Below are 20,658 nucleotides of genomic sequence, written 5' to 3' on the forward strand. Positions count from 1 at the left end.
CTCCATAGCGGAAGCTCATCCCGGGCGGCTCCCATCGGAGCGTACGGCACGGGACCAAGTCATGGGAATCCAGGAGCACCCGAATGACTGGAAACAGCGTCCTTGGCAGTAGGTTCGCGTAATTGACTGTTGCGGCGTGGGGTGGTCCGATAACGGCTCGCCCGATACTCGGCTTCCATGACGGCAGGTGGTGGCCTCAGATCTCGCTCGGAGAAATGGGATCACGACCCCGACCCACCCGGTGTGGCCGATCGCCTCGTATTTCAAAACGTCATGCTTCAACTACAAGACCGGCGTCACGTGCGGCTGCAATAAGCGCCAATCGCGCAAACGCCGTCGAGCGCTTCCCGTCAATCGCCGCAGCACACGCCTTTAGGGCTCGGATAAATGCTTTGCCGGTAACAACCGGCCACCGGTCAGCGAGAAGCCACGCTGCTTCCCCGGTGCTTCTGACAGGGTGTTTCGTCGTTCCGATGACGATCAAAACCGGCTCGTTCCATAGTCTGCAATCAGTCATATCAACCTCGTTCGTCGCCACAAACGAGTTAGGATCAGTTTGGTTCCATGTAAGATTCCGTTTAGAGCGTGCAACCTTGGCTTTCGCGACCGGGAGCCGCTGATTCCGACCTATAGCTAGGATGGATGCGGATCCTGCTTTTTATGCTGTACCTCAGCTTCCAGTCGCGCTTGACGCAATCGTTTGCTCTTCTCCCGTTTTGCCCTGAGATCGGCATCGATTATCGCGGCCGCGGTCTTGTTCGGTCTGTTCGAAGTGTTCTTTTCGCTCGGCTTTTTTTGATCTGGCGCGTTGCTGATCCATGGCTCTCAACTTCGAAAATGGCGTGCCCACTGAATGTCCACAACTTGGGGCCAAACGCGACTAACCCTCAATCGACCCTCAGGCCCATTTGCATTCCTCACCGGTCTACACGGTCGAGCGAAGCTGGGAAGGCGGCGCTGTGCATCGCCCGGGAACTCCATTCGTTCTGACCGGTTAACATCTCGACGTCAAAAACTGAAAGGATGGTCTCGATGGACACACCAGCGACAGATGTAATCGTGGCGACACGGACGGCCTTTGCCCAAGTCACAGCACTTGCTGTTCAGTACGGTTTTTCCTTCATTGGCGCCGTGTTTCTCCTTGTGGGTGGATGGGTGTTGTCAGGGATTATCAGTCGGTGGGCCTACCAAGGGATTTCCAGGGTCCACGGCATCGATGAAACGCTTGCCCGCTTTTTTGAGAATGTTCTGCACTACGGATTGCTGGTCCTCGTATTCGTGATGGTTCTGGGCCAATTCGGTGTCCAGACAGCATCAATCATTGCGGCCTTGGGCGCGGCAGGCTTAGCCATCGGTTTGGCGTTGCAAGGCACGCTTCAAAATATCGCCGCCGGTATCATGTTGCTGGTGCTTCGCCCATTGCGCGTCGGTGAATATATCGAAACGGGCAGCGTAAAGGGCTTTATCGTCGAGATCGGTCTGTTTGCCACCGAAATGAAGACAGCCGACGGGCTATACCTGATGGCGCCGAATTCGACATTGTGGAACACTCCGATCACAAACCACAGCCGAGAGTCCAGCCGAAGACAGGAGCTATCAGTAGCCATTGGAAACGATACCGACGCAGATCCGGTCAAGAAGGAGATTCTTACGATCGTCAAATCGGACGACCGAGTGCAAAAGCAACCGGCGCCGCGGGTGTTCTCAAATGATCTAACCGCCGATAAAACAGTTCTGACTGTCCAGTACTGGGCGCGCACAAGCCAGTGGTCGGAGACGAGATACGATGTCATCGACCGGCTGAAGGATGGGCTTTCCAGCAAGGGCATCGTTCTAAAGTAAAAAGACGGGGCAAGGCCCGCTGGTTCTCCGAGGGTGTCTGCCGCTTTTCCTGCGTCACACTTACGAAGACTGCGAGACGAAAGCTCAAACGGGAAAAGGGCCTACACCTTCCAGACTCTGATCTTGGCCTTTCACCGCTGACATGAAATCGAGCGGAGCCTGCGCGAAGCGGTGGAGAACTGCACGCGAAAAGGGAGCCCGCCGAGCTGCATGGTAGTGTTGGCCGCAACGAACTGCGCGGTCGAGAACGACGGCGTGCGGGTGCGCCTCGACGTCTGTATCCGGACGCAATTCGCCCTCGTTGACGGCGCGAGTGCTCTACGAAGCGGGGCACTCATCGCACTTGCCGCAGCCGTCTTCGTCCATCCATGAGACGCCCATCAGCAACAAAGGCAGATCGACGTATCCTCCCGGAAAGATCTTCCCGCTCGGGAGAAATCATTCGGCAGAAAGCCGGAGCGCTTGCATGGCAATGGGGATGGCGGCAAGCGAGCCTTCTCGCGGCACACCATCCCGGGCCTTCATCACAACACCGAGCAAGATCACTGCGCAATGATCGGCAAGCCGTTGGCAAATGGACCCCAAAGCGCTCCTGATCAAAACTGATACCCTATCGTGAGCGTGGTGGTGCAGTACTGTCTCTCACGACAAGACAAAGCTCTAGCGCCTCCTGGCCTATCGGTACCGTGTTTTGGAGGATGGCATTCACTGCCCGTCTCGCGATAGCGGCAAAGGGCTGAGCAACGGTGGTTAGCGGTGGCAATGAAGTCGCGGATTCCGGCACGCCGTCGAAGCCAATGATGGAAACGTCATTTGGAACCTTGAGGCCTTTTCCTGCTAGCCACTGCATGGCAAACAAGGCAACTTTGTCGGACATTGCAAGAATTCCCGTAGGCCGATCTGCGTTAGAGAACAGGGCCTCCATCGCCATGATAGTACTTGCTTTATCCTGCCCCGTCCCTTGAATTGGAACATTCTCGCGCGGGATGCTGAACTCCTCCAGCGCTTGCCAGTAACCGCAAATGCGGTCGCGAGGTAGCCCCTCCATCTCAGCATCTACCTGCTCGGTCGTAATAGGCCCGATGGGGCCGTCGACATGTCCTATTGAAAGAATCGCGATGTTGCGGTGCCCAAGTTCCAGAAGGTGCCGGGCTGCTGCTGCCGCTCCAGAAACATCATCGATCCCGATTGTCGGAATCGTCTCATCCTCGGTACCGAGTGCCAAGGCAATGAAGGGCAACTGACGTTGACGGGTTAGCTCGACCAACCTCTCGCCCCCGTCCACGCAGAGCAAGATAAAGCCGTCGACAAGAGCGCTATTGATGTTCCAGGAAAGCCGCTCCTCATTCGCGGCCGAGACGACCGCAATTCCGGTGCCACTCGCATCGCAGACCTCGCCGATCGCGGTCATCATCGAACGTGCCCATGGGTCTTCGAAGAAATAGGTAAGCGGCTCAATCGCAGCGACGCCAATCGCATTCACACGACCCGCTCTGAGCAGCCGGCCCTTGAGATCAGGCCCGCCGTAGCCAAGGTCACGGGCAATGCGAAGTACTCGCTCCCGCACCTCCTCACGAACTATTTCTGGACGGCTGAATACATTCGATGCCGTGCCTTTAGATACGCCCGCTGCCTTTGCAACGTCACCTAGCTTTACGCTTCCCTTTTCCAATAACTCCCCCGCACGTTTCCGATTGTGACCATAGCAAAAAATTGGACCGGTTCAAAAAGAATCTTGACTTCGTGGACATCCCGTCTCAGGATTGGATCGGTTCAATTGGTCCGTTGGCGACTTGGATCGATTCATTTGCAAGGAAAGGTGATGATTTCTCTCGCATCGCTATTAAAGGATCTGTACGAGGAGCGTTGGGGAAACTGCTACAATCTCTCCGACGAAGCTGTTCGTCGCCATCGGCGACCTCCAATGCTGCTGCGCTTTTTTCGGCGGCTTGAATGTGATCAAAAGCGCCCCAGCGCGTGGTCGTTCACCATTCCTCCGGCTCCCGAGTCCGGGGCAGCGCTTCTACTGTTGACGAGCATTTCACGATTTTGGCGGGGGAGAGGGCGGTACGTCGCCGAGGAAGAACGCTGCATGAATGATCGCCTCTAAGGACATGCCGCACCGATTGGGGGATGGCATCGTATAATCCGCGCTCAGGTCAGACCGTGATGGTCGCTGACATTCAGGAACGAAAGGACACAAGTATGAAAGTTGCACTTGTGACAGGCGCATCGCGCGGTCTCGGAGCCGTTATAGCGCGGGAACTCGGCCTGGCCGGCTGGGCTGTCGCTGTCAATTATCGAAGTGACACGCGCGGAGCAGACGCAGCGGTCTCGAAGATTCGTGGCGCCGGCGGCACGGCCTATGCTGCTCGGTTTAGCGTCATCGAACAATCAGACATCGCAAGGGGCCTCGCGGAAATCAAGACAGCGCTTGGCCCTGTCGACCTTATTGTAAATAACGCAACGGGGCTCCAGATAGAAATGCCACTGTTGGACCAATCCTGGCGCACCTATCTCGATCAGCTAGAGTTCTTCGTAAAGGCGCCGCTCGAGTTGCTCCAGGAGGTCTTGCCCGACTGGAGAGCGCGCAAATCCGGCCGGGTAATCAATATCGGCTCCGAAATTGCCGAGCTCGGGAATCCCTATTGCGGCAACTATGCCTCGGCCAAAGGCGCCATGCTGTCCATGACGCGCTCCTGGGCAAAGGAGCTCGCTCCCGAAGGCATTACCGTGAACCTGGTCGCACCTGGCTGGATCCCGGTTGAACGGCACGCAGGATCAGCGCAAGAGCGGATTGACTGGTATCTTGACCGCACGCCGCTTGGGCACTTCGGAACGCCCGAAGACATCGCCCATATGGTCGTCTTCCTCGCTTCCACGAAAGCCGATTTCATTACCGGCCAGAAACTCGCGGTGAACGGTGGCCGGACACTGCTCTAGTTTTGTGGCACGGTCGGCTGCGAGGACTGATCCGCATCTTGCCCAGGATAACGAACGTTCCAAATTTAAGCTTTGAAATCAACGGGGAGTTGGAATGTCGGAAATGACAACGCCGGAACCGATGCGGATAGACATATCCGGTCACGACCTGGCCGACCTTCACCATCGTCTGCGACATGCCCGCTTGCCAGAGTTTTCGGCAGCGGAGGATTGGAGCCGTGGGGTGCCGCTCTCCTACCTGAAGTACGTGACTGCTTATTGGCTGGACAAATTTGACTGGCGCGCTCAGGAGCGGATGCTGAATGCCTACAACCATTTCAAATGTGAAATCGACGGGCAGGCGATCCATTTCCTCCACGTTAAATCTAGCCGCGACGATGCAACGCCATTGTTGATCACACACGGCTGGCCCGGTTCTTTTCTGGAATACATGACAGTAATCAAGCCGCTCGCGGAGCCGGAGAACGAAGGCGATCCGGCCTTCTCCCTTGTCATTCCCTCGTTACCCGGCTTCGGTTTTTCAACGCCGCTCAGGCAGGTTGGGTGGGATCATGAACGCATCGCGAGGACATGGGCGAGGCTGATGGCCGGACTGGGTTATACGCGATACGGCGTGCAGGGCGGCGACACCGGCTACAAGGTCTCGCCACTCGTTCCTTCCTTTGCGCCCGGAGCGGTGATAGGCGTGCATGTGAATGGCGGACTTGAACCCATCGGTGAAGACGAGCTATCGACGGGCGACTGGTCGGAAGCGGAACTGGAGCGTGTCGAATTCGGCCGGAAACTCGGAGAGAACGCACTCGGATATTCGGCCATACAGGAGACGCGGCCCAACACCATCGGCTTTTCACTGGTGGACTCGCCGATCGGTCTGCTGGCCTGGATTATTGACAAATTCAGGGATTGGACCGATCCGCAGAAGCCGTTGCCGGACGATGCCGTCTCGCTCGATCACCTCCTGACCAACGTTTGCCTCTACTGGTTCACACGAACTGGCTTCAGCTCCGCGCAACTCTATTTCGAGAGCCGTCAGTCACCCGAGATCAAGCGCCGTACGCGCACTCCGACTGGCGTTGCCGTGTTCCCGTCAGATCTTTCAATCCGCCGGATCATGGAGCGGTCCAACAGGATCGTTCACTGGTCGGAATTTGACCGTGGCGGACATTTCGCAGCCATGGAAGCGCCCGATCTCTACGCCCAGGATGTCCGGAAGTTCTTTTCCTCACTTGGGGAATAGAGTTCATCCCCTGTTCTGTGAACGGCAGGGTTTGAAAGCCTGTCTTCAGGTCAGCCGAGTGAACCGGAGACATCTGCCTCGCTCGGAAGAGCGCCTGAAGCACAGCTCTCATCGAGAGCGAACCGCGTCCCGACACAGAGGTCGAGGCGCTTGCCGATCACTACGCCGCGACTTGCACTGCATTGCGATGCAGGCCCGGGATGGGTGTGCCGCGAGAACGGTTGCTCGCCGCCATCCCCACGACGATAGCGCTCCGGCTTTCTTGAAACCTGCGGACCGTGTAAACGGTCGGCCTGAACAGCGGGAGCTCGTGGCGTGAAGCGCGGTGGTGGCACCAACAGGGCAAGTGCGCAAGTCGCCAAAGCTTTAGCGATTGGAAACCTCTCATTCTAGGTGGTAGAAACTGAATCACCGCGCCAGCGGGAGATCTCGCAGCAGTTATCATCGGCTCGAGCCGAGATCGGAACCAAACCCACGGCCCCGACAATGTTAGGAAAGCTGATGAATTCTGTGCAGCGGTCAGGCGGAACGACGGTCGTCGCGTCAAGTGACGGGCGCGGCTGGCGCGGGCTCGAGGCCGAATTGTTGAGGGTTGCGCCGGGCCGCACTCATGTTCCTGCCGCAACTCAGCACCGGTTGGGCATCCATATGGGTCCCCCCGTGAACGCGGATTGTCGTTGTGACGGCCGCACCCATCGTCGTATCCAAAAGCATGGCGATATCGACATCGTGCCCGCAGGGCTCGATGGTTTTTGGGAGGATGACAGGGAATGCGTGATCCTCAGATTGAAGCTCGATCAAAGTCTCTTCCACAGAGCGATGAGCGACCTCGGTAGAGATCCGAACCAGCAACCACTGGTACCAACATTCCAGTTACGTGATCCACGCCTTGAAACAATCGCTTGGGCGATCAAGGCCGAGCTGGAAGCAAACGTCCCTTCCGATCTTCTGTACGCTGAGACGCTGGCACTAGGGTTGGCAATCAGGATGGCCGAAGCCGCCGGCGCTTGTTCGCAGACCAGCAGATCCGCAACGACGCTCTCTTCGCGCCAGAAGGCCCTGCTTGCGGATTTCATAGAATGCAATCTCGAAACTTCGCTATCGCTGGGTCAACTCGCCAGCCTCCTCGCAGTCAGTCTCACCCATCTGAAGGCGCAATTCGTCAACAGTTTCGGCATGCCGCCACATCGATATATCCTTAACCGCCGTGTCGAGCGCGCGAAAGTTCTTTTGGCGCACTCGGATCTGCCGATGAGCCAAATTGCCTTGGAAGCGGGGTTTTCGCATCAAAGCCATATGGCGACCACGATGAAACGAATTCTGGGTCAGACGCCAAGGGAGATCCTGCGCCATCGTGTCTAACGAATTACGGCCGAACTTGCAAAGCTCTGGCCGAATGCGAAAGACCGCCCCCCGAGGCCCACTATAGTCGTTTGTACCTTGATGCAAAGGAAAGACGATGTTTGTAATCCTCGGCGCGACCGGCAAGGTCGGAACAGCAACTGTAGAAACGCTGCGAAATGAAGGGGTGGCTGTCAGGGCTGTCCTTCGCGATCCATCGAAAGCAGCGAGATTTGCTGCTCTTGGCTGCGAGATTGCATACGCGGATATCAAAGACATACCGGCGCTTGCGCGAGCAATGGAAGAGTCCACGGCCGTTCAGGTGATTTGTCCAATCGCACCGCAAGCGGAAAATGCCGCCGAGGACATGCTGCATTCGATAGCATCGATAGGTGCCGCTATCGACATTGCGCGGCCGCGACGTGTGCTCGCGATCTCTGATTACGGCGCACACCTGTCAGTCGACACGGGAATTACTAAGATCTTTTACGCGATGGAACAGCGGCTACTGCGGACTGCAAGCCAGATGATTTTTCTTCGCTCGGCCGAACATATGGAAAACTGGAGGCGCTTTCTGCAGCTGGCGATTGAGACCGGAAAACTTCCGAGTATGCACCATCCAATCACGAAATCGATACCGATGGTATCGTCGCGCGATATCGGCACAATGGCCGCCAACCTACTACTTAAAGCAAACGATAGTAGCCGCTTCCCCATGGTCGTGCACGGTGAAGGGCCGCGGCGTTACACACCGCTTGATGTGGCGGAGGCGATGACTTCACTATGTGGGCGGCGGATCACAGCCGAGGAAATACCGCGCGATCAGTGGTTCCGCGTGCTCAATTCCGGCGGACTTTCAGAAAGCTACGCCAAGCTTATCGTCACTCTCTATGAGATTCATAATAAAGGATTTATCGATGCAGAGCGCGGCGTAGGCGAGATCCGGCTCGGCAGCACGGAAATCGCGGTCGCTCTCCCCTCGAATAAAATGAGCTGAGGGCCTCCGATGCATCTCCTGAGATCAAGCATAAGCGGGTTCCGACCTTTGGCAGAAAGTTGCTGATGCTTGCCCGCTTCTCTCGGCTTTTGCATGCTGAAGACCCACGCTGGGTTGGACGAGGGCATTCAATGCTCCGACCCGGACGTCTATTATCGCTGGGCCCGCTCGAGCAGATGAGCGAGAATGTACGAGCTGATATCTTCAAGACCACGGCTGACGCTGCTCGGCAGTTGTCGGCACCGGTACCGTCAGGAGATCGTTCCGCATGAGGCCGTGTCTGGCGCCCTGGCTAACCGTCTCGTCGAGGACGGTGTCCTGCCTGGCCTCGATGCCGATCGAGGAATATGGCAAGCTGAGGCGCCCTCCGAGGACGAGCTCGCGACCGCGGCAGCCGCACAGTCAAGTCCGAATCGATGAATCCGATCGGCTCATCAAGAGGCCGAGAATATCACCATGAAAAGTGCGGCCCAAAGTAAGGCCGACAACTCGGCCGCCAACAGAAAACCAAACGTAGTGTCGCTCATGCAATCCTCCGTAGGCAACCTCCATTGCCGGGAGGAACTATAGGGGAGGGACGACGGTTCCGCTACTCACTAAGACGCAAGCAGCGAGTAAATTAGAAAGCCGACAGAACCCCAGAAGCCAACCATTGCCAGCGCCATGGCGGCAACCAGAACCTTTGTCACGACAAAACTCCACGACTGTTGCACGGGGTCAATACCTAGCCCAGCGCTGAAATTTGTGTATCGGACCATGGTCTGATCTCGCTGCTTTCCGGTGTGTCGAACCACCTTGTTGCGGACGCCCCCGGTATCCAGGCTATCTCGGCTCGGAAGTCGGTAAGGCCGACATGAGCATGGTTAAGATCTAGCGACTGTCGTGCAGGTGGAGGACCGCTGGCACAAGTCGCTCGCACCCCTGATGGAGGAGGTCCGTTGCAAATGGCTGACGGTCCGGTCTATCTCAGCTTCGACATCGACAGCCACGATCCCTCCATCGCACCCGGCACGGGCACGCCGGAAATAGCCGGGCTCAACACGATCCAGGGCTGGAGATCCGCGGTTGCTGGGGACTCAACATCGTTGGCTGCGACTTGGTCGAGTTGTCCCCACCCTACGATCCCTCAGGAGACACGGCGATTACCGCGGCAAACCTGCTGCTTGAGATGCTATGCATTCTACCAGGAGTGCAAAGGCGAAACGTGCATCCACTTGGTCCGGTGTGAAATAGTTTCGACGACACCCTGGCCAATTTAGTGGTTACGCTCAAATTCAGTAGAAGCAGCTAGGCAGGCGGGCTAAGTCGATCTGTCGCCAGTGGCCTGCCGCAAAAACGGCGCGTTACGTCGTTTCCAATTTGAAGATAAGATCCGGAGTTTGGTGCCCAGAACGCTCCAGTATTCCTCTCCCCAGGTCATCGAACGGTTTCGATGGTCGCCCGATTTGAAGAGAGGATATTTCCATGAGCAAAGAAGAAGACAACAAGGCCGTCGTCGTTCGCTGGTTCACCGAATTCTGGGGCAAGGACGTCAATCTTGCTGTTGTCGATGAGATCGCGGCGCCCGACATGCTCCTGCAATATTCCCTGCACGAGCCGCGCCGTGGTCGAGAGGACATCAAGGCCTTCATGACCGACTTCCGCGCCGCGTTCCCCGACCTCAACTTCTGGGGCACCGCCGACCTGATCGCCGAGGGCGACTATGTCGTCGGCCAGTGGGAAGGCGGCGGCTCGCATACAGGCGCAGCCTGGGACGATCTCCTGCCCGGCTACGAAGGCCTGCCGGCTGCGACCGGCCGCAGGATGCACTTCACCGGTAAGACCGTGCTGAAGGTGGTCGATGGCATGATCGTCGAAGAGAACGGCCTCGACGACGGTCTAACGGCGATGATGCAGCTCGGGCTGATCCAGAAGGCCTGATAGCGTCGTCTGGGTGACGCATTTCCGCCAGCAGACGTGAGGCTTGCACAGCCCTTGTGCGAGCCTCATTTGCTTTCCCTTGCAACGAGCCAGACGCCCTTTTTAGAGCCCGCGCAAGAACCGGGTGGCTTTTGTTCCATTCGAGAGCAAGGATCGGAGTGTGACAAGCGCAGACGACCGAAGGCACGATCGAGCCAGAACCAATCCGAGTTGAAGACCATGGACATGAACATCCGCCCTGCATCAGCTCTTCGCCCTTTGCGTCTTTCCATCGCGGACGATCCGCGCTGGGCGCGTATCGTCACACGTGACAAGTCCGCAGACGGCCAACTCTGGTACTCCGTCTCGACGACCGGCATCTATTGCCGCCCCTCGTGCTCGTCACGCAGGGCGAACCCAAAGAACGTCGCCCTGCACGATACGATCGAAAGCGCACGGGCAACCGGTTTTCGTCCCTGCAAGCGCTGCAATCCCGATGGTCCATCCCTCGACACCGAGAACGCGACGCTGGTGGCCAAGGCCTGCCGCATCATCGAGGAGAGCGAGGAAGAACCGTCGCTGGAAGAACTGGCGGTCGCGGTCGATCGCAGTCCGAGCTATTTCCACCGGATGTTCAAGGCATCGACCGGACTCACCCCGAAAGCCTATGCCGCTGGCCATCGCGCGAAGAAGGTGCGCGAAGGCCTTGAAACCGGCACGAGCGTGACCGAGGCGATGTACGACGCCGGTTTCAATTCCAGCGGCCGCTTCTATGAGAAGTCGAACGGCATGCTCGGCATGACGCCGACGCAGTATCGTGAGGGCGGCACCAATGAGGACATCAAGTTTGCGATCGGCCAGTCCTGTCTCGGCGCGATCCTCGTCGCTTCAAGCTCGAAGGGCGTCGCCTCGATCCTGCTCGGCGACGACCCGGATGCGCTGGTTCGCAATCTTCAGGATCGGTTCCCGAAGGCCCGTCTGATCGGCATGGACCGCGATTACGAGGCGTTGATCGCCCAGGTCTGCGGATTTGTCGAAAATCCTGATGTCGGCCTCGATCTGCCGCTCGACGTCCGCGGCACGGCCTTCCAGCGCCGGGTGTGGCAAGTCCTGCAGGAAATTCCCGTCGGTGGGCGGATGTCGTATTCGGAAGTCGCCCGCCGCATCGGCTCGCCGAGCGCCACGCGGGCGGTCGCCGGCGCATGCGCTGCAAACAATATCGCGGTCGCGATTCCTTGCCATCGTGTCGTGCGCAACGACGGCGCGCTTTCCGGCTACGCCTGGGGCGTCGACCGCAAGCGCGCGCTCCTTGATCGGGAAGCGCTCCAGAGCGCATGAAGCCGCCGCCGGAAAGAATCATATGAACCCCTTTTCACGCTACGACGCATCCGTTGCCTTCACATGACGACGACTGGGCCGGATTGATCGAATTGGTCGGCCCTTGACCTTCGAATGATCCTGCTGGACACCAATGTGATATCGGAGCCGTGGAAACCTGTTCCCGATGAGGCGGTAGTCGCCTGGCTAGATGCCCAAGCCATCGAAACGCTGTTCCTCTCGGCGATATCGATCGCTGAGCTTCGTTTCGGTATCGCCGCTATTCCCGTAGGGAGACGGCAAACCATCCTGCGCGACCGGCTTGAGGATGAGGTGCTTCCGCATTTTTCCGAGCGCATCCTGCCCTTTAATCTGGCGACTTCGCAGTTCTACTGCGAACTCATGGCGCATGCTCGATTGTCTGGGAAGGCAATCGGTAAAGCTGATGGGTACATAGCAGCCACCGCGTTCGCGAACCGTCTCGCGGTCGCGACGCGCGACACAGGCCCTTTCGACGCAGCTGGGTTAAAAGTGATCAACCCCTGGCACTCCTAAGGGAGGCGTCGATCCGTCGGTCGTGGGTTCGAATCTGATCAAGAGCGGCAATAGGGACATGAAAGGGCGAAATTGGTTTGAAGTTCGCTATGGAATTTGTCATGCAATTGAATTACTGTCATCCCTAGATGTGGAGAGAGCTATGGCCGCAAACGCCCTTGTCCAAACACGTATTGATGCCGACGTTCGGGATCGTGCCTCCGCCGTGCTTGAGAGCATGGGCCTTACTGTATCTGACGCGGTGCGTATCCTGTTAACCCGGACTGCCAACGAGGGTACACTGCCACTTGAACTCCTTTCGGGCAGCGAAGCGCATGACGCTTGGTTTCGCACTAAGGTGCTCGAAGCTCTGAATGATACTCGGCCGGATGTCTCGGATGATAAAGTCGAGGCACATTTCGCGGAACGTCGAGCGGCAGCCAAGCTTAAAGCCGGTGCACTCAACTCGTGAAGCTGGCTTGGTCTGCGTTTGGGTTATCGGATCGTGAGGGCATCTTCACATATATTGAGGCAGATAATCCTTCAGCCGCCGTCTTGATCGATGAGCGGATCGTGGCCGCCACTCGTCACCTGATCGATTTCCCCGCGAGCGGGCGCATTGGCAGAATTGCTGGTACGCGCGAACTTGTGATCAAGGGCACGCCTTACATTGCGGTTTATTCCGTTACCGAGACGACAGTTCGTATTCTTCGCGTCCTCCATGGCGCGCAGGAATGGCCAACTAGCTAACTCGACTCTACCAGCGGGTCAGTGGTTCGAGTCTTTTCAAAGCCTGCATTCCTTCCGTTTGCTGGTAGGCTTGGCGATGCGATGGAAATATGCACAAATTTGCTTTCGCTTCGCTTCTGATCAGATACCCCTCCGTTGGAACAGCTAGGTCTGTTCCGGTGACCTGTTGAGCAACGCGTTGCTGACGGCCATGGTGGGCGCAGATGTTTCTAACGTAGGTCAGGTGATGAGTAAGCGAAATGAGAACCTTCTCATCCAATCCATACGGCTTGGCAATTGCCTGACGATCGCTACTCAGCTTAGACATCTTATGTGTCCCGGCGATGCTATAGCTTCCTCATCGCCGATCCCGGCCAGGACCGGCGATGAGGTGGAATGCGGAGAATGGCAAGCTTATTATCCGCAAAAATGCGGAGAATAATGAATGTTATCTCCGCAAAGCCTTCAAAGCCTCGATGATCGCGAATAGGCTCCGGGGGACGTTCCCACATGCCGATTGAAAGCCACGCTGAATGCGCTTGCCGAGCTGTAGCCGACGCGTTGTGCGATTTCTGCCGTTGCAACCTCGTCGCGAAGGAGTTCTTTCGCCAGCGCCATCCGCCAACTGGTCGCGTATTCCATAGGAGCCACGCCGACCTCTCGGCGGAAGCGCTCGAAGAAAGTCGAGCGGGACATTGCGGCGTCTTGTGCCAGTCGCTCCACAGTCATACTTCGACCCGGGTCCTGGTGGATCCGGCGCAATGTCGGTGCTAGCTGCCGGTCAGCCATGCCTCGCAGCAGACCAGGCGACGCCGAGGCGCCATCTGTCGAGCGCAGCGCTTCGATCAGGAGCACCTCCAACAATCGACGCAGCACCATCTCCCGGGCGGTCCGATCAGCTCTTGTTTCGTCGTTTATCATCCCGACCAGCAGCGTAAAGCGCTCCTCGCCGCGGACAAGAATAACCTCCGGCAAGAGCGAGACAAGAAGAGCCTTGTCGTCCGAGCCAAATGCACAGTGCCCGACCATCGCCTTGATTTCAGCCGGCGCATCCGGGTCTCCAAGCTGGAACACGCCCGGACTGGTCTCAAGACGCTGCGCGAGCGCTCCGCGAGGCGGCGGCACCAGACTGCTCATCGTGAACGAGAACATCTCTGGGACCAGCACGAAGTCACCTGCCGTGAGCAGCGTAGGCTCCCGGCCTGTGATGCTGATCAGACATTCTCCTTCAACCAGCGCGCAATAGAACGGGCTTCCCAGCTCGGTACGCTCGACGAGCCATTGACCTCCACCGGTTACTAGCTTGGAGATGGACGGGCTTGGCTTGAGGAGGGCAACAACCTCCGCCACAGGATCAGTCATGATTTCGGACTTCTGCTAAAAAATATCGGACAAACAGAGATAGCAAGTCCGAGGCCGTCCGTCCATCTTGCTGCGAGATCAATGCTTCAGGAGACATGTACATGCCAAAGATTCTTATCACCGGTTGTTCATCCGGTTTCGGGCTCGAAATTGCGCAGACTTTCCTCTCGAAAGGGTGGGACGTGGTTGCGACAATGCGCAACCCGCGCAATGACCTGCTTCCCGACAACGAAAGACTCAACGTCATGGCGCTGGATGTCACCAGCGAGGAAAGCATCGCAAAGGCAGTGGACGCGGCCGGGCCTCTTGATGCCTTGGTAAACAATGCCGGTGTGGGCATGCTGAACGTGCTGGAAGGCTCGGAGATGTCGAAAATCCGCGAGTTGTTCGAGACGAATGTTTTTGGCGCGATCGCCATGACTAAGGCTGTCCTTCCGCAGATGCGGGTTAGTGCGGCTGGGGTCATCGTCAATGTCAGTTCCAGCGTTACCATTAAGCCGCTGCCCGCACTATCCATCTACAGCGCCAGCAAGGCGGCGCTGAATGCCTTTTCGGAGAGCGTGGCCCTAGAGGCATCTCTGTTCGGTGTACGTGTCCGGCTCATCCTGCCGGGGTCGGCTCCGACCACAGGCTTCGGAAAAAATGCCGTCGCCCGCATGGGAATGGAAATTCCCGGGCCTTACAGCGCATTCGTCTCCGATTATCTGAACACGCTACGATCCGGCACCGAATTTACAACGGCTGAAGACGTGGCTCGGGCGGTGTTCCGTGCTGTGACAGAAGCGAACGCGCCGATGAAAATCCCCGCTGGTGCAGATGCTCGGACCTGGTTCCGCGAGGCAGGTCAATCTGCCGACTAAAGCTTTCACTCAGTAAGCCATTCTAAGGACACTGACCATGAACAATCTGATCAATTTGGCCCGTCACATTCCCTCGCCTGAAGCCACGCTGACAGTGGCGTATACCCCGATCCGTCTGCCGATGGGCGACCGACGGCCGCTTGAGCTGCGCCTGACTGCACCCGCAAAATGGCGACAGTCTGCCGATCGTGCTGTTGTCGCACGGGTTCGGGCCGTCGAACTACATCCCGTCAAAGTCCAAGCGCACGGGCCGCCGGAAACCGAAAGCGAACTCGCTCTAATAGCACAAAGTGCGAATCATTCCGGCGTAATTGGGCTTGTTTGTACAATCTCTGCTTCGCTCGGGCGCGCTCGTGACTGCTTTAGGGTCACCTTTGACTGTTGAGTCGTGCAGATTTCTCTTCGGGGAACATCCAGCTGAACAGAATGCGAGCAGAATCACGCTTATTAACATAAGGGTCTTCATTCTTGCTCCCATCAGCCGCCGCGTCCGTCAGGCTGACTTTGGATAGTAACCAATTTCGCCTCGCTGCGCGAGAGGTCTCTGGCGAAAGAAAGCCTAACCGGTTTGCGCGGCGTCGATTCGCGATAAGCATGCCGCCGTGCAGCCGCCCGGCCTGCCATTGCCAAAGGAATGCAGCTCAGGTGGAACGGGTCCCCTCTAGTGCTTCCGGTCCGATGAGACCTCTATGTTTCAGGAAAACTATCAGTAGCTCGTTGAGACTTTCGATCCAAATGCACGCAGCATTCCGCGCCAATATCGATCACGTAGAAACCATACTATTTGATCCAGAGGCCCCTTTAAGTTAATCCCATAACCGGTCTACCGATGCCGCGAGAAGTACATTGATCGAAGCCGGCCGCCACGGTCCTCAACAGGCCTTCCGTCGATCTCGCGGTAAATGGCGACCGACATTTCTTCCCAGTCGCGCCCCGCGAGGTTACATGCTTGCCCTCAGCAATGCTCACGACAGTAAGCTGATGATCGTTATGCCACGTTAGCCCACCGTCATGCGTCGAAGAACATCCGTTTTCCAGTAAAACTGGTGCACCAATACCCCCAAAACATGAGCGCCGAGCACCGCCCACAGGAGGACCTTCAGAATGTCGGCATGAACCCCGCCTAAACTGTCGAAGCCCAGATAGTAAGAGGCCATTCCCGTCGCCGGCATCGCCAGGAGAAGGGCATAGAGGACAACGTGCGCGAATTTGGCCGCCAAGCGGAAGATCGCAGGCTCCCTCGATGGAGAAAGGGGGGCACCCTGGTAGAGTCGAAGACCAAGACGCAAAAACACAAGAAGCAGTATGCCAATGCCAACGTAAGCATGAACGTTGGCGCTGGCGATCTGATCAGCGGTTGCTGAGCCGTTTCGCCTCATGCTTCGATGCCATTCATTCATGCCATCGGGCAGCAGGAGATTGAAGAAGACGAGCGCCGCCGTCAACCAATGAAGGATGCGGCAATGGAGCTGACCTCTGTCGGTGTCATCCATGAAACGGGCGATCGACAGTATCCCGATCGCCCGTGTCAGTGGTCGTTTTGCTTTCGGTTTGTCGCTAGTCTGTTACCGCCAGCGTGGCATGCATTCCCGCGTCGTAATGACCCTTGATATTGCAGATCAGCAGATACGCGCCCGGAGCGAGTTTCGCCTTCAACGTGCCATCTGCACCCGGCTTCAATTCGGATACCTCGCCCATGCTCTTCAAGTGCTTCTCGTCGATCCGCTGTTTTGCATCGATATAGGGCATCTTCTGATCGGCTGACTTCAGCTTGACCAGCACCATTTCGTGCTCCTCAGTCATGGCGTCGTTGTGGACCATGAAGGTCGTTTCGCCTGCCTTTATTGTCGATTGGTCAAGCGTCAACGTCATCGGGCCGCCGCCTTCTCCATCCTCAACGACTTTGACGATGGTTGAGGCGAATGAGGGGGTGGCAATGCAGGCAAGGGCAATAGCCGCGAGAATGGTGTGTCTGGTAAATCGCATCTGGTGTTCACCTTTTAATTTCGAGCAGCCCAGACGAACGCATATAAGCCGATGCTGACAAAGAACTGAACAAAGTCGTCTCAACTGGATCTCAACGAGTGAGGACAGTCTCGACGATGGGCGCATTGGGCCCGCCAGTGGTCGTGAATGTTCAGCTTGGGAAGCTTCGAGAACCTCACACGACCTCGCCGGGTAACGCGGGCGGGAAACGCTGGCGCCAGCGTGGGGGAGCCGTCTAAGCACACCCCCCGCTTTATCATCGGTCGTCTCAATGTCGGCTAGGAGGCTTTCCGCCACAAGACATAATTAGCGGCGACGCTGATGTGGGAGCTAGCCAGACCGGATCGCCGCACTTGCTTGATGAGCGCGCATTGCAGCTTGCGCGGCCGCTGCTCCGCCGGACTCGTCGTCACCACCACCGACTTGCACAGTTGGATGAGCGAATGTAATTCCATTCGCGAGGAATGCTTCCCGAAGCTTCGCATAGGCCTTGCGCCGAATGTACGTCTGCATGCCGGGAACGGTCGTCATCCCGAAACTCAACACGATGCCATAGTCTCCGAATTCTTCGACGCCTTTCATTTTCAAGGGCTCGATAAAGAGCGGACCTAGTTCGACGTCGGCCTTCAGTTCGGTGCCAATCTTTTTCGTGAGCTTGCGAGCAGTCTCGATGTCGGTGTCGTAGCCGACCGAGATCCTGAACTTGTCGATAACCCAGTCCCGGCTCATGTTCTCCACGGCTCCCAGATCGCCGAAGGGAACCGTGAAAACCGGACCTCGATGATGGCGCAGACGGACCGAGCGCAGGCTGAAACCTTCGACAGTTCCCTTGTAGTCCTTCGCCTGAATATACTCGCCTACACGGAAGGCATCTAGCATGTAAAAGACGCCGCTGATTATGTCTTTTACTAGCGTCTGCGATCCAAAGCCGATCGCGACTCCGAAAATCCCGGCACCGGCAACCAGTGGTCTGATTTGAACCCCGAGTTGCGAGAGCACGATCAGGCCGGCGATCACGAGAACCATGACTGCAATCGCATTTCGAAAAATTGGCAGGAGGGTGCGAAACCGTCCGCGCCGAGCGGCGTTGGCCGGGGAAAGGGGTGTGGTGTCAGAGGCATCTCGCAACGAACGATCGATCCAGTGCCTAACCAACTGCCAGACAAGATCCGCGAGAAGAAGAACAATAACGCTCTTCAGGCCCCCATAGACTAATGATTCGATCCAGGGGTCCTGGCGCCCGGGCGCGTCGGGATTGAGGTGCCAGACGAGTGCTAGCCAACCCACGGCCAGGCCGACGACAGTCGCCCGAATCCCGTGGGTTATCAGCAGGGGTCGTAGCCCACCGGCATCGGACGAGAGTACCGCGCTCATCCGTGCAGTTCCTCTCAGGATCCGTGGCAGGGCAATCCCATAGACGCCAGCCAGAACACCCCTTTCATATCGAGACACCACGCGACCCAGAGCATTACGCCGACTGCGGTCCCGGCTGCCCTCCAAGATGGAGACACCTCCCATGTCGACCACACCGTTTCGAGACTTAAGACGAGTACTACAAGAGAAAAGCAGATCGAGACAGCCTCGGCTACATTGGGATCGACGCCCAGCGGTCCAGCGATAGCAGATGTAGCAATGGAAATCGCAAGGACGACTGCAATAATGGACAATCGACTGCGCTGACGACGCGGAATATCTATCAACGACATCAGCGCTACTACCAACCGGATGACGATGAACGCGCTAATGTAGGCAAGCAACGCCAAGCGTGCGAGGGGAGGCCAATCGACAGCAAAGAAGATTGCGGTGGTCACGGTTGAGAATATGCCGATAGATCCGAACCTGACGAGTTGACCATCAGCTCGGTCGATCAGTCGACGCCAGACCAGTTCAGCCCCGAGACCGATAGCGACAAGGCCCGCAAAGATCGCAAACACAGGCGCATATCCACTGGCCATGGCTTCTGCGCGGGTCCTGCTCGCAGCACTGCTTACTTCGAAGAGATAATGCCTGTACGCTAGGAATCGTCGGCGAGTCCGAGTTATCGTCCGGGCATAGTGAAGTTGTCTACCATTGGAGTCCCTGTCGCCTGATGAGGGAGAGCCCTTCGTCGGCGATGACCTGCTCTTCGTCGGTGCGGATTACGAACGCTGCGATCGTACTGTCCTTCTCATTCAGCACTGTCGCATTTGTCCTGTTGGCGGCCTCGTTGAGAGAAAGTCCCATCCATGACAGGTGTCTTTCGATCCCCTTACGGATTTCAGGCTGGTTTTCACCAATGCCTCCCGTAAACACCAGCGCATCGACACCGCCGGTGGAAACGGTCAAGCGACCAATCTCGCCCGCAATCCTGAAGCAAAAGAGATCCACGGCTTCCTTGGCGGCGGGGTGGAAGTCCTCTAGGAGCACCTTAGTGTCACCACTTATTCCCGAGACCCCCAAAAGACCGCATCGGTGATACAGGAAGTCCTCCAATTTGTCGGCATCCGGACACTCGGATCTGAGCAGATGGATAAGCACTCCGGCATCGATCGCACCCGGCCGCGTGGCCATTGGAACGCCGTCGAGCGTCGAAAATCCCATGCTGGTGTCTATACTGATCCCGTCGACCATCCCACAGACGCTTGCGCCGCTTCCCAGGTGAGCGCAGATAACTCTTCCGCCCCCCGCTGAAGGCGCCAGTTTCTGAAGATAGGTGGATATATACTTATAAGACAGACCGTGGAAACCGTATCGGCGAATGCCGGCGTCGTGCAACGTGCGAGGAACCGCGAGCCTGGTCGCTAGGCTGCATTGGGAGGTGTGGAACGCGGTATCGACGACGCTTCGAAACGTTGAAGGGGGCAATTTTCTCCACCGGCATCAAAATGGTTCGGCAAGAGTAATGATTACATCATCGCCGATCAAGGTCAGACGGATCGTCAGGGGGCAGCTTCGCCGCTGCTGATCTGCTGCTCACACGCTGCAAGGTCCTTTACAACTTCTTCGGCCACTTCTGAGAGGCGTGCATCACGGTAATGATTTCGATGTCCTGACGAACCCGATAGCCGATGATGTAAGGAATGTCAGACAGAACAACTTCCCGCGTGCCGGTGATGCGACCGATGCGTCCAGCGGCCGGCAGCTCTGCCAGCATATCGACGGGCGCGACGAGCCGGGCAACAACCCGTGCAGCGGCATCTGGATCGTCGTTTTGAATGTACGCACCGATTTCATCAAGCCGCCGCAATGCCCGCACGGTCCAGCGGATGCGCCTCTGCGTCATGATCGAGAAGACGCCTTGACATACTTGCTGACCACGCGCGCCACATCGTCGTCGTTGGCGAATTCACCGCGGTCCGCCTCGGCAATTCCGGCTTCAATTTCCGCGAGCTGCCATTCTTCGCGTGAAACGAAATCTTCGATGGCTTGTGCCGCCATGTAGGAGCGGGAACGGTCGAGCTTTTGAGCAATCTGGTTCAGACGGTCGGCCACTTCGTCCGGGACGCGGATCGTGAATGCGGTCATGAAGAGGTCCTCTCTTGTTCATCTTGAATATCTTTGAACCACTTTGGTTCGTCAAGGTTCAAGTGGTTATTCTTCAGGTCCCTGCTTTTGCGTTGGTTCAGGCTGGC

General features: G+C 57.3%; 22 protein-coding genes and 4 pseudogenes. 15 read left to right on the plus strand and 11 right to left on the minus strand.

The genetic code is table 11. The annotated features are described in order from the left end of the window. Positions 1 to 271: 271 nt before the first annotated feature. A complete protein-coding gene (locus tag ASC97_RS32845) occupies positions 272 to 517 on the minus strand; it encodes a DUF982 domain-containing protein (RefSeq protein WP_082529950.1) in 246 nt (81 codons plus the stop codon). A gap of 515 nt (positions 518 to 1,032) precedes the next feature. On the opposite strand from ASC97_RS32845, the gene ASC97_RS10010 reads away from it, so the two are divergent. Continuing rightward, positions 1,033 to 1,842, plus strand: coding sequence for a mechanosensitive ion channel family protein (locus tag ASC97_RS10010; RefSeq protein ID WP_057468294.1), 810 nt, complete (start codon positions 1,033 to 1,035; stop codon positions 1,840 to 1,842). Between the two features lie 210 nt (positions 1,843 to 2,052). Further along, on the plus strand, positions 2,053 to 2,214 hold the full coding sequence (locus ASC97_RS34615) for a hypothetical protein (RefSeq protein ID WP_200959453.1): 162 nt from the start codon (positions 2,053 to 2,055) through the stop codon (positions 2,212 to 2,214). 238 nt (positions 2,215 to 2,452) lie between these two features. On the opposite strand, the gene ASC97_RS10015 is transcribed toward ASC97_RS34615, so the two are convergent. After that, entirely contained in the window at positions 2,453 to 3,514 is a 1,062-nt protein-coding gene (locus ASC97_RS10015) for a LacI family DNA-binding transcriptional regulator (RefSeq protein WP_057468209.1), read from the minus strand. Between the two features lie 533 nt (positions 3,515 to 4,047). Between ASC97_RS10015 and ASC97_RS10020 the strand changes: the two genes are divergently transcribed. The 4 genes from ASC97_RS10020 (at position 4,048) to ASC97_RS10035 (ending at position 8,360) form a co-directional block, all read left to right on the plus strand. Further along, a complete protein-coding gene (locus ASC97_RS10020) occupies positions 4,048 to 4,785 on the plus strand; it encodes an SDR family oxidoreductase (protein WP_057468295.1) in 738 nt (245 codons plus the stop codon). 94 nt (positions 4,786 to 4,879) lie between these two features. Continuing rightward, on the plus strand, positions 4,880 to 6,022 hold the full coding sequence (locus tag ASC97_RS10025) for an epoxide hydrolase family protein (protein WP_057468210.1): 1,143 nt from the start codon (positions 4,880 to 4,882) through the stop codon (positions 6,020 to 6,022). A 501-nt stretch (positions 6,023 to 6,523) separates the two neighbouring features. Next, the gene (locus ASC97_RS10030) at positions 6,524 to 7,384 is read left to right on the plus strand and encodes a helix-turn-helix transcriptional regulator (protein ID WP_057468211.1); all 861 of its coding nucleotides are present in this window, start codon (positions 6,524 to 6,526) and stop codon (positions 7,382 to 7,384) included. A 97-nt stretch (positions 7,385 to 7,481) separates the two neighbouring features. Then, positions 7,482 to 8,360: an NmrA family NAD(P)-binding protein gene (locus ASC97_RS10035; RefSeq protein ID WP_057468212.1), complete on the plus strand. Its 879-nt coding sequence runs from the start codon at positions 7,482 to 7,484 to the stop codon at positions 8,358 to 8,360. Between the two features lie 204 nt (positions 8,361 to 8,564). On the opposite strand, the gene ASC97_RS33905 is transcribed toward ASC97_RS10035, so the two are convergent. After that, on the minus strand, positions 8,565 to 8,714 hold the full coding sequence (locus ASC97_RS33905; RefSeq protein ID WP_156390344.1) for a hypothetical protein: 150 nt from the start codon (positions 8,712 to 8,714) through the stop codon (positions 8,565 to 8,567). Positions 8,715 to 9,304: 590 nt separating this feature from the next. On the opposite strand from ASC97_RS33905, the pseudogene ASC97_RS36040 reads away from it, so the two are divergent. From ASC97_RS36040 to ASC97_RS32860, 7 genes and pseudogenes are all read left to right on the plus strand, one after another. Continuing rightward, positions 9,305 to 9,361 (plus strand): annotated as a pseudogene (locus tag ASC97_RS36040) (hypothetical protein); the annotation flags it as partial. 104 nt (positions 9,362 to 9,465) lie between these two features. Further along, the gene (locus tag ASC97_RS36045; protein ID WP_338012522.1) at positions 9,466 to 9,588 is read left to right on the plus strand and encodes a hypothetical protein; all 123 of its coding nucleotides are present in this window, start codon (positions 9,466 to 9,468) and stop codon (positions 9,586 to 9,588) included. 236 nt (positions 9,589 to 9,824) lie between these two features. Then, positions 9,825 to 10,280: an ester cyclase gene (locus ASC97_RS10040; RefSeq protein WP_057468213.1), complete on the plus strand. Its 456-nt coding sequence runs from the start codon at positions 9,825 to 9,827 to the stop codon at positions 10,278 to 10,280. A 225-nt stretch (positions 10,281 to 10,505) separates the two neighbouring features. After that, positions 10,506 to 11,597 (plus strand): bifunctional DNA-binding transcriptional regulator/O6-methylguanine-DNA methyltransferase Ada, encoded by a 1,092-nt coding sequence (gene ada, locus ASC97_RS10045; protein ID WP_057468296.1) that lies wholly within the window; start codon positions 10,506 to 10,508, stop codon positions 11,595 to 11,597. 114 nt (positions 11,598 to 11,711) lie between these two features. After that, entirely contained in the window at positions 11,712 to 12,131 is a 420-nt protein-coding gene (locus ASC97_RS10050) for a type II toxin-antitoxin system VapC family toxin (protein ID WP_057468214.1), read from the plus strand. A gap of 142 nt (positions 12,132 to 12,273) precedes the next feature. Continuing rightward, positions 12,274 to 12,582, plus strand: coding sequence for a type II toxin-antitoxin system RelB/DinJ family antitoxin (locus ASC97_RS10055; protein WP_057468215.1), 309 nt, complete (start codon positions 12,274 to 12,276; stop codon positions 12,580 to 12,582). Beyond that, positions 12,579 to 12,860 (plus strand): type II toxin-antitoxin system RelE/ParE family toxin, encoded by a 282-nt coding sequence (locus tag ASC97_RS32860; RefSeq protein ID WP_082529951.1) that lies wholly within the window; start codon positions 12,579 to 12,581, stop codon positions 12,858 to 12,860. The genes ASC97_RS10055 and ASC97_RS32860 overlap by 4 nt, the downstream gene beginning before the upstream one ends. Before the next feature lie 7 nt (positions 12,861 to 12,867). Here ASC97_RS32860 and ASC97_RS32865 read toward each other — a convergent pair whose 3' ends face one another. Continuing rightward, positions 12,868 to 13,167 carry an Abi family protein gene (locus ASC97_RS32865; protein WP_082529952.1) on the minus strand — a complete coding sequence of 100 codons (300 nt, stop codon included), beginning with the start codon at positions 13,165 to 13,167 and terminating at the stop codon, positions 12,868 to 12,870. A 137-nt stretch (positions 13,168 to 13,304) separates the two neighbouring features. After that, complete coding sequence (locus ASC97_RS10065; protein ID WP_057468217.1) at positions 13,305 to 14,201, minus strand: AraC family transcriptional regulator; 897 nt, start codon at positions 14,199 to 14,201, stop codon at positions 13,305 to 13,307. A gap of 101 nt (positions 14,202 to 14,302) precedes the next feature. Here ASC97_RS10065 and ASC97_RS10070 point away from each other — a divergent pair, with 101 nt between their 5' ends. Further along, positions 14,303 to 15,061 (plus strand): SDR family oxidoreductase, encoded by a 759-nt coding sequence (locus ASC97_RS10070; RefSeq protein WP_057468218.1) that lies wholly within the window; start codon positions 14,303 to 14,305, stop codon positions 15,059 to 15,061. 37 nt (positions 15,062 to 15,098) lie between these two features. Next, a pseudogene (locus ASC97_RS35225) lies at positions 15,099 to 15,297 on the plus strand (alpha/beta hydrolase family protein); the annotation flags it as partial. Positions 15,298 to 16,059: 762 nt separating this feature from the next. On the opposite strand, the gene ASC97_RS10075 reads toward ASC97_RS35225, so the two are convergent. From ASC97_RS10075 to ASC97_RS10105, 6 genes and pseudogenes are all read right to left on the minus strand, one after another. Continuing rightward, the gene (locus tag ASC97_RS10075) at positions 16,060 to 16,554 is read right to left on the minus strand and encodes a cytochrome b (protein WP_057468219.1); all 495 of its coding nucleotides are present in this window, start codon (positions 16,552 to 16,554) and stop codon (positions 16,060 to 16,062) included. A gap of 64 nt (positions 16,555 to 16,618) precedes the next feature. Continuing rightward, positions 16,619 to 17,047: a plastocyanin/azurin family copper-binding protein gene (locus ASC97_RS10080; protein WP_057468220.1), complete on the minus strand. Its 429-nt coding sequence runs from the start codon at positions 17,045 to 17,047 to the stop codon at positions 16,619 to 16,621. A 330-nt stretch (positions 17,048 to 17,377) separates the two neighbouring features. After that, positions 17,378 to 19,041 (minus strand): annotated as a pseudogene (locus ASC97_RS10085) (mechanosensitive ion channel family protein); the annotation flags it as partial. A 70-nt stretch (positions 19,042 to 19,111) separates the two neighbouring features. Further along, positions 19,112 to 19,861: pseudogene (locus ASC97_RS10095) on the minus strand (acetate/propionate family kinase); the annotation flags it as partial. 157 nt (positions 19,862 to 20,018) lie between these two features. Then, positions 20,019 to 20,309 carry a type II toxin-antitoxin system RelE/ParE family toxin gene (locus tag ASC97_RS10100; protein ID WP_057468223.1) on the minus strand — a complete coding sequence of 97 codons (291 nt, stop codon included), beginning with the start codon at positions 20,307 to 20,309 and terminating at the stop codon, positions 20,019 to 20,021. Continuing rightward, entirely contained in the window at positions 20,306 to 20,551 is a 246-nt protein-coding gene (locus ASC97_RS10105; protein WP_057468224.1) for a CopG family ribbon-helix-helix protein, read from the minus strand. Before ASC97_RS10105 ends, ASC97_RS10100 begins: the two co-directional genes overlap by 4 nt. Positions 20,552 to 20,658 lie beyond the last annotated feature (107 nt).

The organism is Rhizobium sp. Root1203 (assembly GCF_001424945.1).
Lineage (GTDB): Bacteria > Pseudomonadota > Alphaproteobacteria > Rhizobiales > Rhizobiaceae > Rhizobium.

Coding starts and splice junctions, on each gene's coding strand:
- ASC97_RS32845 (WP_082529950.1), bottom strand. CDS start 517: ATGACTGATTGCAGACTATGGAACGAGCCGGTTTTGATCGTCATCGGA.
- ASC97_RS10010 (WP_057468294.1), top strand. CDS start 1,033: ATGGACACACCAGCGACAGATGTAATCGTGGCGACACGGACGGCCTTT.
- ASC97_RS34615 (WP_200959453.1), top strand. CDS start 2,053: ATGGTAGTGTTGGCCGCAACGAACTGCGCGGTCGAGAACGACGGCGTG.
- ASC97_RS10020 (WP_057468295.1), top strand. CDS start 4,048: ATGAAAGTTGCACTTGTGACAGGCGCATCGCGCGGTCTCGGAGCCGTT.
- ASC97_RS10025 (WP_057468210.1), top strand. CDS start 4,880: ATGTCGGAAATGACAACGCCGGAACCGATGCGGATAGACATATCCGGT.
- ASC97_RS10030 (WP_057468211.1), top strand. CDS start 6,524: ATGAATTCTGTGCAGCGGTCAGGCGGAACGACGGTCGTCGCGTCAAGT.
- ASC97_RS10035 (WP_057468212.1), top strand. CDS start 7,482: ATGTTTGTAATCCTCGGCGCGACCGGCAAGGTCGGAACAGCAACTGTA.
- ASC97_RS10040 (WP_057468213.1), top strand. CDS start 9,825: ATGAGCAAAGAAGAAGACAACAAGGCCGTCGTCGTTCGCTGGTTCACC.
- ada (WP_057468296.1), top strand. CDS start 10,506: ATGAACATCCGCCCTGCATCAGCTCTTCGCCCTTTGCGTCTTTCCATC.
- ASC97_RS10050 (WP_057468214.1), top strand. CDS start 11,712: ATGATCCTGCTGGACACCAATGTGATATCGGAGCCGTGGAAACCTGTT.
- ASC97_RS10055 (WP_057468215.1), top strand. CDS start 12,274: ATGGCCGCAAACGCCCTTGTCCAAACACGTATTGATGCCGACGTTCGG.
- ASC97_RS32865 (WP_082529952.1), bottom strand. CDS start 13,167: ATGTCTAAGCTGAGTAGCGATCGTCAGGCAATTGCCAAGCCGTATGGA.
- ASC97_RS10065 (WP_057468217.1), bottom strand. CDS start 14,201: ATGACTGATCCTGTGGCGGAGGTTGTTGCCCTCCTCAAGCCAAGCCCG.
- ASC97_RS10070 (WP_057468218.1), top strand. CDS start 14,303: ATGCCAAAGATTCTTATCACCGGTTGTTCATCCGGTTTCGGGCTCGAA.
- ASC97_RS10075 (WP_057468219.1), bottom strand. CDS start 16,554: ATGGATGACACCGACAGAGGTCAGCTCCATTGCCGCATCCTTCATTGG.
- ASC97_RS10080 (WP_057468220.1), bottom strand. CDS start 17,047: ATGCGATTTACCAGACACACCATTCTCGCGGCTATTGCCCTTGCCTGC.
- ASC97_RS10100 (WP_057468223.1), bottom strand. CDS start 20,309: ATGACGCAGAGGCGCATCCGCTGGACCGTGCGGGCATTGCGGCGGCTT.
- ASC97_RS10105 (WP_057468224.1), bottom strand. CDS start 20,551: ATGACCGCATTCACGATCCGCGTCCCGGACGAAGTGGCCGACCGTCTG.